Source organism: Pseudomonas sp. dw_358, assembly GCF_018449655.1.
Taxonomy (GTDB): domain Bacteria; phylum Pseudomonadota; class Gammaproteobacteria; order Pseudomonadales; family Pseudomonadaceae; genus Aquipseudomonas.
Window position 1 is genome coordinate 310,334 of record NZ_JAAVUX010000005.1, and the last position, 13,123, is coordinate 323,456.

12 protein-coding genes are annotated in these 13,123 nt (G+C 63.2%); 4 read left to right on the forward strand and 8 right to left on the reverse strand.

Annotation, left to right across the window (positions count from 1 at the left end; genetic code table 11):
* The first annotated feature begins 68 nt into the window (after positions 1–68).
* Entirely contained in the window at positions 69–1,613 is a 1,545-nt protein-coding gene (locus HB675_RS10760; RefSeq protein WP_213878283.1) for a phosphoenolpyruvate carboxykinase, read from the forward strand.
* A gap of 54 nt (positions 1,614–1,667) precedes the next feature.
* Here HB675_RS10760 and HB675_RS10765 read toward each other — a convergent pair whose 3' ends face one another.
* Entirely contained in the window at positions 1,668–2,471 is an 804-nt protein-coding gene (locus HB675_RS10765; RefSeq protein WP_213878284.1) for a hypothetical protein, read from the reverse strand.
* Between the two features lie 131 nt (positions 2,472–2,602).
* Between HB675_RS10765 and HB675_RS10770 the strand changes: the two genes are divergently transcribed.
* Complete coding sequence (locus tag HB675_RS10770) at positions 2,603–3,031, forward strand: thioesterase family protein (RefSeq protein ID WP_213878285.1); 429 nt, start codon at positions 2,603–2,605, stop codon at positions 3,029–3,031.
* Positions 3,032–3,053: 22 nt separating this feature from the next.
* Here HB675_RS10770 and HB675_RS10775 read toward each other — a convergent pair whose 3' ends face one another.
* The 4 genes from HB675_RS10775 to yrfG form a co-directional block, all read right to left on the reverse strand.
* Entirely contained in the window at positions 3,054–5,390 is a 2,337-nt protein-coding gene (locus HB675_RS10775) for an FdhF/YdeP family oxidoreductase (protein WP_345945759.1), read from the reverse strand.
* On the reverse strand, positions 5,387–6,235 hold the full coding sequence (fdhD, locus tag HB675_RS10780) for a formate dehydrogenase accessory sulfurtransferase FdhD (protein WP_213878287.1): 849 nt from the start codon (positions 6,233–6,235) through the stop codon (positions 5,387–5,389). Before fdhD ends, HB675_RS10775 begins: the two co-directional genes overlap by 4 nt.
* Positions 6,236–6,329: 94 nt before the next feature.
* The gene (locus HB675_RS10785; RefSeq protein WP_213878288.1) at positions 6,330–7,214 is read right to left on the reverse strand and encodes a LysR family transcriptional regulator; all 885 of its coding nucleotides are present in this window, start codon (positions 7,212–7,214) and stop codon (positions 6,330–6,332) included.
* A 27-nt stretch (positions 7,215–7,241) separates the two neighbouring features.
* Positions 7,242–7,904 carry a GMP/IMP nucleotidase gene (gene yrfG / locus HB675_RS10790; RefSeq protein WP_213878289.1) on the reverse strand — a complete coding sequence of 221 codons (663 nt, stop codon included), beginning with the start codon at positions 7,902–7,904 and terminating at the stop codon, positions 7,242–7,244.
* A gap of 90 nt (positions 7,905–7,994) precedes the next feature.
* On the opposite strand from yrfG, the gene nudE reads away from it, so the two are divergent.
* Both nudE and cysQ read left to right on the forward strand, forming a co-directional pair.
* On the forward strand, positions 7,995–8,561 hold the full coding sequence (gene nudE / locus HB675_RS10795; RefSeq protein ID WP_213878290.1) for an ADP compounds hydrolase NudE: 567 nt from the start codon (positions 7,995–7,997) through the stop codon (positions 8,559–8,561).
* A complete protein-coding gene (cysQ, locus tag HB675_RS10800) occupies positions 8,558–9,394 on the forward strand; it encodes a 3'(2'),5'-bisphosphate nucleotidase CysQ (RefSeq protein ID WP_213878291.1) in 837 nt (278 codons plus the stop codon). The genes nudE and cysQ overlap by 4 nt, the downstream gene beginning before the upstream one ends.
* 74 nt (positions 9,395–9,468) lie before the next feature.
* On the opposite strand, the gene HB675_RS10805 is transcribed toward cysQ, so the two are convergent.
* Genes HB675_RS10805 through HB675_RS10815 form a run of 3 tightly spaced genes read right to left on the reverse strand, consistent with a single transcriptional unit; the run spans position 9,469 to position 13,098 of the window.
* On the reverse strand, positions 9,469–9,924 hold the full coding sequence (locus HB675_RS10805; protein ID WP_213878292.1) for a YiiD C-terminal domain-containing protein: 456 nt from the start codon (positions 9,922–9,924) through the stop codon (positions 9,469–9,471).
* Complete coding sequence (locus HB675_RS10810; protein WP_213878293.1) at positions 9,917–11,290, reverse strand: sigma-54 dependent transcriptional regulator; 1,374 nt, start codon at positions 11,288–11,290, stop codon at positions 9,917–9,919. The genes HB675_RS10805 and HB675_RS10810 overlap by 8 nt, the downstream gene beginning before the upstream one ends.
* On the reverse strand, positions 11,287–13,098 hold the full coding sequence (locus HB675_RS10815; RefSeq protein WP_213878294.1) for an ATP-binding protein: 1,812 nt from the start codon (positions 13,096–13,098) through the stop codon (positions 11,287–11,289). The genes HB675_RS10810 and HB675_RS10815 overlap by 4 nt, the downstream gene beginning before the upstream one ends.
* Between the last annotated feature and the right edge of the window lie 25 nt (positions 13,099–13,123).

Here is a 13,123-nt window from a genome sequence, read left to right on the forward strand (position 1 = left end):
TGTAGTAGGTTTTCGCTTTCTACTACAAAACGTTTGGAGCACTCGGCCACTGGCCTACGGGGAACCTCATGACGCAAGCCAACAACGCCGTGTACATTGACATCAGCACCGCTCAACTGGTGGAAGAAGCCATTCGACGTGGTGAGGGCGAGCTCGCCGCCAATGGCTCGCTGGTCGTGAAAACAGGTCACCGCACCGGCCGTTCGCCGGTCGATCGCTTTATCGTCGAAGATGCCGTAACCCGCGACACCGTGTCCTGGGGACCCATCAACCGCAAGTTCCCGTCGGACAAGTTCGACGCGTTGTGGGATCGCGTGCAGGCCTACGTGGACGAGCGTGAGCACTTCGTTTCTCACGTTCATGTCGGTTCCGACGAAGCGCACTACCTGCCGGTCAAAATGACCACTGAAACCGCTTGGCACAATCTGTTCGGCCGTTGTCTGTTCATCAACCCGGCACAGTACAACCCGTCGGCCAAGCAGGAGTGGCAAGTGCTCAACGCCCCTTGGTTCGTGTGCGAGCCCGAGCGCGATGGCACCAATTCCGATGGCACCGTGATCATCAATTTCGCCGAAAAGAAAGTGCTGATCGCAGGCATGCGTTACGCCGGTGAAATGAAGAAGGCCATGTTCTCGGTGCAGAACTTCCTGCTTCCGGCCGTCGACGTCCTGCCGATGCACTGCGCGGCCAACATGGGCGAGGAGGGTGATGTCACTTTGTTCTTCGGCCTGTCTGGCACCGGCAAGACCACCCTGTCTGCCGATGAAAGCCGTTACCTGATCGGTGACGACGAGCACGGCTGGGGCGTAGGCGTGGTGTTCAATATCGAAGGGGGGTGCTACGCCAAATGCATCGACCTGACCGAGAAGAACGAGCCGGTCATCTGGAAAGCCATTCAGTTCGGCGCTGTGCTGGAGAACGTCGTTCTGCACCCTGAGACCCGCCTGCCGGACTATACCGACGACAGCCTGACCCAGAACAGCCGTGCGGCCTACCCGCGCGAGCTGATCGACAAGCGCGCGCCGTTGAACCTGGGCGGCGAGCCCAATGCCGTGATCTTCCTGACCTGCGACCTGACTGGCGTGTTGCCGCCGGTGTCGATCCTCAGCGAGGAGCAGGCCGCCTATCACTTCCTGTCGGGTTACACCGCGCTGGTGGGCTCCACCGAGATGGGTTCGGGCAGCGGCATCAAGTCGACCTTCTCCACCTGCTTCGGTGCGCCGTTCTTCCCGCGTCCCGCAGGCGAGTACGCCGAACTGCTGATCAAGCGCATTCGCGGCTTCGGCTCGAAGGTCTACCTGGTCAATACCGGCTGGACCGGTGGGGGCTACGGTGTCGGCAAACGCTTCAACATCCCGACCACCCGGGGCGTCATTGCTGCCATCCAGAGCGGCGCGCTGATGGGTGCTGAAACCGAGCACCTGGCCACCATCAACCTCGACGTACCGAAGCAGGTGCCGGGTGTCGATACCGGCCTGCTCAATCCCCGCAACACCTGGGCTGACAAGGCTGCCTACGACGAAGCAGCCAAAGGCCTGGCCTCGCTGTTCATCGAGAACTTCAAGAAGTTCGACGTGAGCGATGCCATCAAGGCCGCCGGCCCTCAGCTGTAAGCCGCCGCCAGCCATGAAAAAACCGCCCTCGGGCGGTTTTTTCATGGCTGGCGTTCAACCGTCGGAAGGGTCGAAGGTTTTCGTTGCCGTGCAATAGCGAGTCTGGGCCACCTTGCCGGCCTCGTCCCCGTTGTTTTCCACTCGACTACCCCACTCCTTGCACTGCTCCTTGAAGTAGACCTGCGCGGATCGCCGGCACTCACGCCGCTCGATCGAACCGCCGCTGAAGTTTGCGCAGACGCTGTTGTTGTCGATCACGTTATCGCTGATACGCCACATGGCCCGGTATGCATTGCGCCCGTCCCATTCGCGCAGGGTCACAATCGCGACCTGGAAGGGTTTGTGGCGCTTGACGGCAGGTCGGTCCTGGCTGGACTTGTAACCGGCCATGTACTGCGCCGACACCATGCTGCTCGCGGTATTCGCCGTATCAGGCTGGCCGCCTGGACCAAAGCGGCAGTCGGCAACGCTCTGGTCGATGACATTGCCTTGTTTCAGGCACTTGTCCAACGGCTGAGGCGCCGCGGTAGCGAGCTGTGGTGTGGTGGTGACGGGCAGTGAAATGTCGATGTGCTGAACCACCGGCTGCGGGTCTGGCTCCGGGGCCGAGGGCTCGGGGCCTTGCGTTTGTGCGACGGCCGGCGCTGTGACCATGGAGACGCTGGCCTGAGGCCTGGCGCCGAACAGTTGCGAGCTGAGCAACCAGCCGGCAACCGCGAACAACAGCAGGTACACCACCAGGCGGGCGCTGGATCTGCCGGTTTTGGGCGGCGTGGGACGGCTGCCCAGCACCACATCGAATTCGCCTGGGCGTGGCCGTTGAATATGGGTGACACCCTCGTCCCTGGGTTCCAGCATGGCTCCATCCTCCGCGATGGTACTCTGGTTGCGATGGCGAGGTTAAACCGACGGCGAAGGCTTGCCTAGTGGGTTTGTGCTAGTGGCGGGGCAATGCCAACATGGCGTCTGTGCCCACCCGAGAACCGACCATGACCGACCCTGCCGCGCAACGCAGTCATTTTTCCCATTTTCAGCCCATTACCACTCGCTGGCACGACAATGACCTCTATGGCCATATCAACAACGTGACCTATTACAGCTTTTTCGACACGGCGGTGAACACCTACTTGATCGAGCAAGGCGGCCTGGACATTCATGATGGAGCGGTTGTCGGGCTGGTGGTCAGCTCGGCCTGCGACTACTTTGCGTCGGTGGCGTTTCCCGAGCGTGTCGAGGTGGGTTTGCGCGTCGGCAAGCTGGGTACCAGCTCTGTGCAGTACGAGCTGGCAGTATTCAAGCTTGGGGAGGATGAGCCCTGCGCGGCAGGGCGCTTTGTCCATGTTTTCGTGGAGAGGGTATCGAATCGGCCGGTGGCGATTCCTGAGGCGCTGCGAGCGGCCTTGGCAGGAATCGCCTGAACACTACAGGGGACAGGCTTGATCAAACAATCCGATTGGACACGGCCGAGCGCTCCAGGCGAATCGCCACGAACTTGGACGTTGGCGTATGGCTCCCCGTGCCCACGCTTTCCAGCGGCACCAATGGGTTGACCTCTGGATAGTAAGCCGCCGCCTGACCTGCCGGAATATCAAAGGCCAGCAAGGTGAAGCCATTGACCCGGCGCTCCCGGCCATCGTCCCAGATGGCGATCAGATCCGCTTTCTGTCCCGGCTGAAATCCCAGGCGAATAATGTCGGCCTCGTTGGCAAACAGCACCTCGCGCTGGCCACGAACCCCGCGATAGCGGTCGTCCAGGCCGTAAATCGTGGTGTTGTACTGATCGTGGGAGCGCAACGACTGCATGATCAGGTCCGGCACCTGTCCGGTGGCCCGCACATTCTCATGAATCAGGTCCATGGGCAGCGTGTTGGCTTTGAAGTTGGCGCGGGTGCTGGCGGTGTTCCAGCGGCGTTCGGCAGCGCTGTTGCCTAGGTAGAAGCCGCCCGGATTTTCCAGGCGCAGGTTGAAGTCCTTGAAGCCCGGAAGGGTGTCGGCGATCAGGTCGCGGATCCGCCGGTAATCGGCAATCAGCCAGTTCCAGTCCACCGGGTGAGTGCCCAGGGTCGCGGCGGCGATACCGGCAATGATCGCCGGCTCCGAGCGCATTTCCCGGGACAGTGGCTGCAATTGGCCGTTGGAAGCGTGCACCATGCTGAACGAGTCTTCCACCGTGACCGCTTGCGGCCCTTCGGCTTGCAGGTCGATGTCGGTACGCCCCAGGCAGGGCAGAATCAGCGCGTCCTTGCCGTGCATCAGGTGGCTGCGGTTGAGTTTGGTGCTGATCTGCACGGTCAACTCGCAATTGCGCAGGGCCTCGGCGGTGCGCGGGCTGTCCGGCGTGGCCTGGGCAAAATTGCCGCCCAGCCCGATGAACACCTTGGCGCGCCCGTCGAGCATGGCGTGGATGGCTTCGACCACGTTGTGGCCATTGCTGCGCGGCACCTTGAACTGGAAGCGCTTTTCCAGGGCGTCGAGGAGGAAGGCCGGCGGCCGCTCGTTGATACCCATGGTACGGTCGCCCTGCACGTTGCTGTGGCCGCGGACTGGGCACAGCCCCGCGCCCGGACGGCCGATATTGCCGCGCAACAGCATCAGGTTGGCGATTTCCTGAATGGTCGCCACCGAATGCCGGTGTTGGGTGATGCCCATGGCCCAGCACATGATCACGTTCTCGGCCTTGAGGTACATCCGCGCCGCCAGCTCGATCTCGGCCAGTGGCAGGCCGGACTGCTCGACGATTTGCTCCCAAGGCGTGTCATCCACCGCCGCCAGATAGTCCAGCACGCCACCTGTGTGTTCATTGAGGAAGTCATGGTCGAACACCGCAGGTGCCTGGCTGGTCTGAGCGTCGCGCTCCCACTGCAAGAGGAACTTGGCCATGCCGCGCATCATCGCCATGTCGCCGCCCAGCCCTGGACGGAAATACGCGGTGTTGGTCGGCCGATCGCCGTTGGTCAGCATCTCGATGGGGTGCTGCGGGTGTTGGAAGCGTTCCAGCCCACGCTCTTTGAGCGGGTTGATGCACACCACCTGAGCGCCGCGCTGCACGGCTTCGCGCAGGGGTTCAAGCATACGTGGGTGGTTGGTGCCGGGGTTCTGGCCCCAGACAAAGATGGCGTCGGCGTGTTCGAAGTCGTCGAAGGTCACCGTGCCCTTGCCGACCCCGACGCTTTGCGACAGCGCCACGCCACTCGCTTCGTGGCACATGTTCGAGCAATCAGGGAAGTTGTTGGTGCCGTAGGCGCGGACGAACAGTTGATAGAGGTATGCCGCTTCGTTGCTGGCCCGGCCGGACGTGTAGAACTCGGCCTGATCAGGGGTGGTCAGCCCGGTCAGGTGGCGCCCGACCAGCTTGAACGCATTGTCCCAGCTGATCGGCTGGTAATGGTCGGTGGTGGCGTCGTATACCATCGGCTCTGTCAGCCGACCCTGATATTCCAGCCAATAGTCACTTTGCTCCAGCAGCGAGGTCACGCTGTGCTTGGCAAAGAAGGCAGCATCGACGCGACGCTTGGTGGCTTCCCAGTTCACCGCCTTGGCGCCGTTTTCGCAGAACTTGACCATGCCGCTTTCCGGCGAGTCGCCCCAGGCGCAGCCAGGGCAGTCGAAGCCGCCGTTCTGGTTGGTCTTGAGCATGGTGCGGATGTTCTTCAACGCGTTGTCGCTGGTCAGCCACGCCTGAGTCACACTGATGAGCGCGCCCCAGCCGCCGGCCGCGCCTTTGTAAGGCTTGTAACGGGGCGTCGGGGTCTTGTCGGCTTGATTATGGTTGCTCACGCTTGGTTCTCCATCGCGGGGCTGTAGACACGTGGCGCGCTGTGCTGCGGCAGGTGAATGAGATTCAGGTTGTGATGGCGAGCCCATTGCAGGGCCAGGCCAGTGGGCGAGGACAGGCTGACCAGGGTCTGGATGCCGGCTCGCAGGACTTTCTGGATGAGTTCGAGGCTGCAGCGGCTGGTGACGATGGCCAGCCCGCCAGCCGTGGCAATGTCCTGGCGGATCAGCGCGCCGATCAATTTATCCAGGGCGTTATGCCGACCGATGTCTTCGCGGCCCATCAGCAACTCGCCTTGAGCGTTCATGAACAGCGCCGCATGCACCGCGCCGCAATGACGGCCCAGCGGCTGGAATGCACCGATGCGCTGGCGCAGCCCTTCCAGCCAGACCGCAGGCGGAAGGGGGGCTCCGGCCAGCACGGTCAGTTCGGGCAAGGCCTGCTCCACCGCTTCGACGCCACACAGTCCGCAGCCGCTGGTACCGGCCAGCTGTCGACGCTGGGTCTTGAGGTTCCAGAACGCCCGGCTGGCGATCGCCACCTCCGCTTGTTGCGCCGAACCGCAGCCGCTGAGCTTCAGGTCATAGATTTCGTCGGCGCTGGCAATGATGCCGCTGCCGATGCTGAAGCCGACGATAAAGTCTTCCAGGTCCGTGGGGCTGACCAGCATCACCGCCTGGCTGATGCCGTTGTAGGCAATCGCCAGCGCCACTTCCTCGGCCAGCGCGGTGCTGTCCGTCGTATCGCTGGCAAGGTGGGTGTAGCTGTAAGTCTGACTGGCGGCAGGCGCGATGGGCGCTGAAGGGAGCACTGCGCCTGCCGGTTGCTGCATGAGCTTGGCGTTCATGACGCGTTACCGGCAGTTTTTAGTGCCTTAAGCCTAGGCCTGCCGGTAGATGGCGTCTAATCGCTTGTTCCGATGTGGTGATAGATCGCGTCGATCACATACCCTGGAGCTGCAGCTGCAGGGCAAAGCAGGCTTCGGCCAAGGCCGATCGCGGCGCCTGGCGGCGCATGATCAGACCTAGGGGGGCCAGAGTATGAGCGTGCTCTATAGGTTGCAGGCGCAGATGTTCGGTCAGTGCATCGAGGCTGCCGTCCAGCGGCATGATCGCGCAGCACAGGCCGCCATGAACCGCTTGCAACAGCTGATGCACAGCGTCGGTCTGCAACAGCGGTTTTGGCATCAGGCTGCGGCTGTGGAAGTTATGGTCGATGGACTGACGAAAATGCATGCCCACGGTCAGCATTCCCAGCGGCAGTTCGACCATGGCTTCCCAGCTCAGAGGCTGCTCGCCGAAATCGAAGAACCGCTGGTCGAAGAGCAAGCCCATGCGAGTCTCGTTCAGGGTCAGGGAGTCGAAACGTTCGTTATCCAGACGCTCGAGAAAGGACACGCCCAGGTCAATGCGATTGCTCGCCAGCTGTTCGAGGATCTGCTCGGAGCTCAGTGAGCTGAGTTCGAAGCTCAGGTTGGGGTGCAGTTCATGCAGTTTGCGCAACAGTGGCAGCGGATCGAAGCTTGACAGCGGCACCACGCCCAGGCGCAACGTGCCGACCAGATGGCCGCGACAGGCCGCCGCTTCCGCTTGCAGGCCATCGTACGCCGCCAGCACCGTACGGGCCCAGGCCAGCACCCGCTCGCCGGGCGCGGTGAAACCCTCGAAACGCTGGCCCCGATTGACCAGCGGCAACTGCAATTCTTCTTCAAGGTTGCGCAGGCGCATCGACAGGGTCGGCTGGGTGATGTTGCAGCGTGCCGCCGCCTGGCCAAAATGCCGGGTCTCGTCGAGGGCGATGAGAAATTTCAGCTGCTTGATGTCCATGACGGCTCCAGGTAACGGGGACAGCGATCAAAGACCTTCGATCAGCTGGCGATAATCCACTACGGCCTCGAATTCCTCGGTGTTCTTCGGGCCTTTGCGGCTGTCCGGCTCGTGCACGGCCAGCAGGTGGCAGATGCCGTAGCGGCGCGCGCTGCGCAGGATCGGCAAGGTGTCGTCAATGAACAGGCTGCGGGCCGGATCGAAGCCGGTGTCCTCACGCAAGGCATCCCAGAATTGCGGGTGCTCCTTGGGGTAGCCGTAGTCATGGGAACTGATCATGCGCTCGAAATACGGCGCCAGCTCGATGCGCTCAAGCTTGAGCGACAGGGCATCCGGATGAGCATTGGTGATCATGATCACCCGTTTGCCAGCGCGCTGGATGGCGGCCAGGAAGGTATCGGCATCCGGGCGCAGGGCAATCAGATGAGCGGTTTCACGTTTGATCTCGCGCACCGACAGCTTCAGTTCGCGGCTCCAGAAGTCCAGACAGTACCAGTTCAGCGTCCCGGCGTTGTCGCGAAACAGCGGCTGCAGCTCCATCTCGGCCATGGCCAGGCTGGTGCCATGCACCTCGGCGTAGCGCTGGGGCAGATGTTCCATCCAGAAGTGGTTGTCGTAGTGCAGGTCGAGCAACGTGCCGTCCATGTCCAGCAGGACAGTGTCGATATCGCTCCAGGGTATAAGAGGCATACGAAAGATTCTCAAGAAGTGATCAGACGACGGTGGCATCCAACGGCGCCAGCCAAGGTATAGTAACCCGTTCACGCCAAGGAGCTGCCCATGCGCCAGAAACCCACTGTTCTCGCCCGCGAGATCGTCGCCAATAGCCGTCTGTTCCGGGTCGAGGAGGTGCAACTGCGTTTCTCCAATGGCGTGGAACGTACCTATGAACGTCTGGTCGGCCGCGGCAATGGCTACGGCGCAGTGATGATCGTGGCGATGATCGACGCCGATCATGCTGTGCTGATCGAAGAGTACTGCGGCGGCACTGACGAGTACGAGCTGTCGCTACCCAAAGGCTTGATAGAGCCCGGGGAGGACGTGCTGGCGGCAGCCAACCGCGAACTCAAGGAGGAAGCCGGCTTTGGCGCGCGCCAGCTTGAGCACCTGACTGAGCTCTCGTTGTCTCCGGGCTACATGAGCCAGAAAATCCAGGTGGTGCTGGCCAGCGATCTTTACGAGGAGCGCCTGGAGGGCGACGAGCCTGAGCCCATGCGAGTGGACCGTGTGAGCCTGCGCGAGCTGTCGAGCCTGGTCCAGCATCCACAGTTTTCCGAGGGGCGCGCGCTGGCGGCGTTGTACCTGGTCCGGGACCTGCTGACCCAACGGGGAGTTTTTCTGCCATGAGAGAGATTTATGCGGCGCATCCGTTACTCGCCGGCGTGGTCGAGCTGGCCCACCGTGCCGGTGCGGCCATCTTGCCGTTCTGGCGGGCCAACGTCCAGGTCGACACCAAGGCCGACGCTTCCCCCGTCACGGCCGCCGATCTGGCTGCGCACCATGTGATCGTGGCTGGCCTCACGGCGTTGGACCCCAGTATTCCGATTCTGTCGGAAGAAGACTGCAACATCGACCTGGCCACCCGCGCAGCCTGGCAGCGTTGGTGGCTGGTCGACCCGTTGGACGGCACCAAGGAATTCATCTCGGGCAGCGAGGAGTTCACCGTCAACATTGCTCTGGTGGAGCAGGGGCGGGTGGTATTCGGCGTGGTGTCGATGCCGACCAACGGCCGCTGCTATGCCGGCGGTGCCGGACTGGGTGCCTGGCGGACGGATGCGGATCAGCCACCACAACCGATCAGCGTGCGTCAGGCGCCCCCAGCCGACTCGGCTTTTACCGTGGTCGCCAGTCGTCGTCATTCCAGCCCGGAGCAGGAACGTCTGCTGGCCGGGTTGAGTGCGGTAGTGGGTGAACTGGAGTTGGCCAATATCGGCAGCTCGCTGAAATTCTGCCTGCTGGCGGAGGGGGCCGCTGACTGCTACCCGCGTCTGGCGCCGACGTCCCAGTGGGACACGGCGGCTGCGCAGGGCGTGCTGGAAGGCGCGGGTGGGGTGGTGTTGAAAGTGGATGGCGCAGTGTTCGATTACCCGCCCCGCGAATCGCTGCTCAATCCGTATTTCCTGGCATTGCCCGAGGGGGTGACGTGGCGCGAGACGTTGCTGGTGCTGGCCAATGGCTGAATGCACTTCCCATCGAGGTCAAATCGGTGGGAGCAGGCCTTGCCCGTGATGAGGCCGCTGTTCTCGCCCGATTATCACCTGTGCAGTACATACTGCCCGGAGAACCTCACCGCCGGCTCATCGCTGCCCACATTCATCACTTGGGTGGCCAACGCCAACCGTGCCCGTCCGCGCCGCTGGTACATCGCCAGAAACCGCTCCCAGTCCCTCGCCGCCGGCGGCTCGCACACCACCACCGCATCCCCGGTCACCGGCAGCGGATAGTGGATTTGTCCTTCCTGAATCACAATATGCCCGTCATCCACCCCGGCATCACGCAGGCGCAGGTAAAGCCAGCCCCAGCCTGCCAGCACGGCACCGCAGTACAGACTGCCACCGAACAGGGTGTGCTTGTGGTTGACGTTGGGCAGCAGCGGCAGATGCAGGCGCAGGGCTTGCTGTTCCCAGCGGGAAACCCTCAGGCCCATCTCTCGGGTCAGTGGAATATCACGATGCAGCACGGCCTGCAGGTGTACAACCGCTTCATTCATGATCATCTCCAGCGGCAAAGCTGAGCCCGTGTTTGCGCAGCTTGTCGTGCAAGGTCTTGCGGGGCAGGCCGAGGGCCTCGGCCAGGCTGCGCAGCGAACTGTGGGGAAGGGCCATCTCGGCAGCGATCAGCGAACGTTCGAAATGCTCGACCTGCTCGCTCAGATTCCCGCCCGCTGGCAGGGCCTGCTCTTCGCCCGGCGGTGCTTCCAGCTCGAGTTCGAGGCCCAGGGCGAAGCGTTCGGCCGCGTTTTGCAGCTCACGAACATTGCCAGGCCAGTCGTGGCGCAGCAGCAGCGCGCGCTGGGTGGGTTGCAGAGGGGGTGGCGTCAGGCTGTGGCGTTGGCTGGCAGCATCGGCGAAATGCTGGAACAGCAGCAGCGTGTCTTCGCCGCGTTCGCGCAGCGCCGGAATGCGCAGCGAGGCCACGTTCAGGCGGTAATACAAGTCCGCCCGAAAGCGCCCTTGATCCGCTGCCTGACGCAGGTCTTCCTTGGTGGCAGCTACCACGCGGATGTCCAGGGCGATCTGCTGATTGCCGCCCAGGCGCTCCACCACCCGCTCTTGCAACAGGCGCAGCAGCTTGACCTGAACGTCCAGGCTCATGCTTTCGATTTCGTCGAGAAACAGCGTGCCTCCGTTGGCGAATTCGAACTTGCCGATACGGCGTTTCTGCGCCCCGGTGAAAGCCCCCGGCTCGTGGCCGAACAATTCGCTTTCCACCACTGATTCGGCCAAAGCCCCGGCGTTGATGGCCACGAACGGACCACTGCGGCGGCTCGACAGGTCATGCAGGGCACGGGCGACCACCTCTTTGCCGGCGCCGGTTTCCCCCAGGATCAGTACGTCGGCGCGGGTGGCTGCCAAGGCACCGATCTGCTCGCGAAGCCGCACGATCGACGGCGACTGCCCCAGCAATCGACCGCTCAGTTGCTGGCGGTCGCTGAGGGCCATGCGCAAGCTACGGTTTTCCAGCACCAGGCGCCGCAGGTCGAGGGCGCGGCGCACGCTGTCGAGCAAGGCATCGCTGGCAAAGGGTTTTTCCAGAAAATCGTAGGCGCCGGCGCGCATTGCTTGCACAGCCAGCGGCACGTCGCCGTGGCCGGTGATCAACAACACCGGCAGTTCGCTGTCTCGCGCACGCAGTTGTTCCAACAACTGCAGGCCGTCGATGCCTTGCATGCGAATGTCGCTGACCACCACGCCGGGCCAGTCGCGCTCAATGCGTTCGGCCACGCCGCTGGCGTCGCCCAGTGACAGCAGGCGCAGGCCGGCCAGGTCCAGGGTCTGGCTCAGGGCCTGGCGCAAATGAGGGTCATCGTCGATCAGCAGCACTTGGATGTTGCTGTCGATGGGGGCGATGGTCATGCGGAGGGATCCTCTGGCGGTTGCAGGTTGACGCCCGGGGTGCCGGCACGCAGGCGCATGGTCACTAGCGCGCCGCCTCGGGCATGGTTGGCCAGCAGCAGCTCTCCCCCCAGCGCGCGCATCAAGGTATCGCAGATCGCCAGCCCGAGGCCAAGGCCCTGGGTGCGGGTCTTGGTGGTGAAGAACGGCTCGCGGGCGCGCAGCAGGGCTTGAGTGGTGAAGCCCGGGCCGTTGTCGCGAATGCTCAATTCGACGCCATCGGCCGTCTGCTTGGCACTTATCCACAGGCAGCGCGGGTTGGCTTTTTCGGTCAAGGCGTCAAGGGCATTGGCCAGCAGGTTGCTCAGCACTTGGCGCAGGCGAGTTTCGCCGGCTTGCACCCACAGTGGCGCATCCGGCAGGTCGCGAATGAGCTCCACGGCCATGGCCCGGCGCCGCTTGGTCAACAGTGCGAGGGCGTCGTCCAGGGCCGGTTGCAGGGCCACGCTCTCCAGCGCGTGACGGTCACGGCGAGCAAACGCGCGCAGGTGCGCGATGATCGAGGCCATCCGTTCGGTCAATTCGCTGATCAACTTGAGGTTGCCACGGGCGTCATCGGTGCGTTGATGGTCCAGCAGCACCCCGGCGTTCTCGGCGTAACTGCGGATTGCCGCCAAGGGCTGATTGAGTTCGTGGCTGATGCTGGCCGACATGGTACCGAGTGCCGACAGCTTGCCCGCCTGGACCAGTTCATCCTGGGCCTGGACGAGCTCCTGTTGTGCCTGTTCGCGCTCCAGGACCTCCTGCCTGAGTCGACGGTTGAGGCCCTCCAGGTCGCTGGTTCGCTCGATCACGCGATTTTCCAGGTCATGCCGGGCGCGGGCTTCGAACGCGATGCGGTCCAGATAATTGCGCCGGCTCTGCATCGTCAGTCCCAACAGCAGCATCAGTACCAACAGGGTCGCGCCGCCCACGGCCACCACCGTGCGCACCGGCCGGTCGATCAGCGAGCGTGGCGCGAGGATGCTCACCTGCCAGCCGGTCTCCTTGATCTCGCGGGTCTGTGTCAGCCAGGCGTTAGGTGCCAGATTCAGCGGCTGCGGGTCCTGCGTGGGGTAGGGCTGCACGGCGCTGATGGCCTGGTGGTCTGCCTCGGTCAAAGGCCGGGTGGCGCGGAATCGCCATTCGGGGCGCGAGGTCAAGATCACCACGCCGTTGTGGTCGGTCAGCAGCAGTTGCTCGGGCGTCTTGCCCCACAGGGTCTCGGTGTGGTCCAGGTCGATCTTGATCACCAGCACACCCTTGACGGCTGCACCTTCGCGCACACCGGCAGCAAAGAAGTAGCCCCGCTTGCCCGAAGTAGTGCCGAGCCCGAAGAAGCGTCCCAGTCCACCGGCGATGGCGTCGCTGTAATAAGGCCGAAAAGCAAAGTTGCGGCCGACGAAGCTGTCCTTGTTTTCCCAGTTGGACGCGGCCAGGGTGTTGCCGTGGTCATCCATCAGGTACATCACCTCGGCGCCAGTCTGATGGGCTATCTCGTTGAGCAGGTGATTGGCGTAGGTTTGAGCGGCAGGGTCGTCCGGGGCCGCGAGGGCGGCGCGCAGTGCTGGCAGGTCGGCGAGGATCTGCGGCAAGGTTTCGAAGCGGTGCAGGGTGCCGAGCAGGTTGGCGACGTAGAGGTCCAGGGTCTGGCGATTCTGGCTGATCAGTTCGCTGCGGTAGTAGCGCTCGGCCAGGCGTTGCAGGGGCCACAGCAAAGGCGCCAGGCACAGGGCCAGCAAGGCAAGATTGCGCCAGCGAGGGCGGCGAGTCAGGGTCGAGGTGAGCATGGATGCAATGCGCCGGAGAAGTCCG

What these genes read in the sequence shown, in the direction of transcription:
- HB675_RS10760 (WP_213878283.1), top strand. Translation starts at nt 69, where the DNA reads ATGACGCAAGCCAACAACGCCGTGTACATTGACATCAGCACCGCTCAA.
- HB675_RS10765 (WP_213878284.1), bottom strand. Translation starts at nt 2,471, where the DNA reads ATGCTGGAACCCAGGGACGAGGGTGTCACCCATATTCAACGGCCACGC.
- HB675_RS10770 (WP_213878285.1), top strand. Translation starts at nt 2,603, where the DNA reads ATGACCGACCCTGCCGCGCAACGCAGTCATTTTTCCCATTTTCAGCCC.
- fdhD (WP_213878287.1), bottom strand. Translation starts at nt 6,235, where the DNA reads ATGAACGCCAAGCTCATGCAGCAACCGGCAGGCGCAGTGCTCCCTTCA.
- HB675_RS10785 (WP_213878288.1), bottom strand. Translation starts at nt 7,214, where the DNA reads ATGGACATCAAGCAGCTGAAATTTCTCATCGCCCTCGACGAGACCCGG.
- yrfG (WP_213878289.1), bottom strand. Translation starts at nt 7,904, where the DNA reads ATGCCTCTTATACCCTGGAGCGATATCGACACTGTCCTGCTGGACATG.
- nudE (WP_213878290.1), top strand. Translation starts at nt 7,995, where the DNA reads ATGCGCCAGAAACCCACTGTTCTCGCCCGCGAGATCGTCGCCAATAGC.
- cysQ (WP_213878291.1), top strand. Translation starts at nt 8,558, where the DNA reads ATGAGAGAGATTTATGCGGCGCATCCGTTACTCGCCGGCGTGGTCGAG.
- HB675_RS10805 (WP_213878292.1), bottom strand. Translation starts at nt 9,924, where the DNA reads ATGAATGAAGCGGTTGTACACCTGCAGGCCGTGCTGCATCGTGATATT.
- HB675_RS10810 (WP_213878293.1), bottom strand. Translation starts at nt 11,290, where the DNA reads ATGACCATCGCCCCCATCGACAGCAACATCCAAGTGCTGCTGATCGAC.
- HB675_RS10815 (WP_213878294.1), bottom strand. Translation starts at nt 13,098, where the DNA reads ATGCTCACCTCGACCCTGACTCGCCGCCCTCGCTGGCGCAATCTTGCC.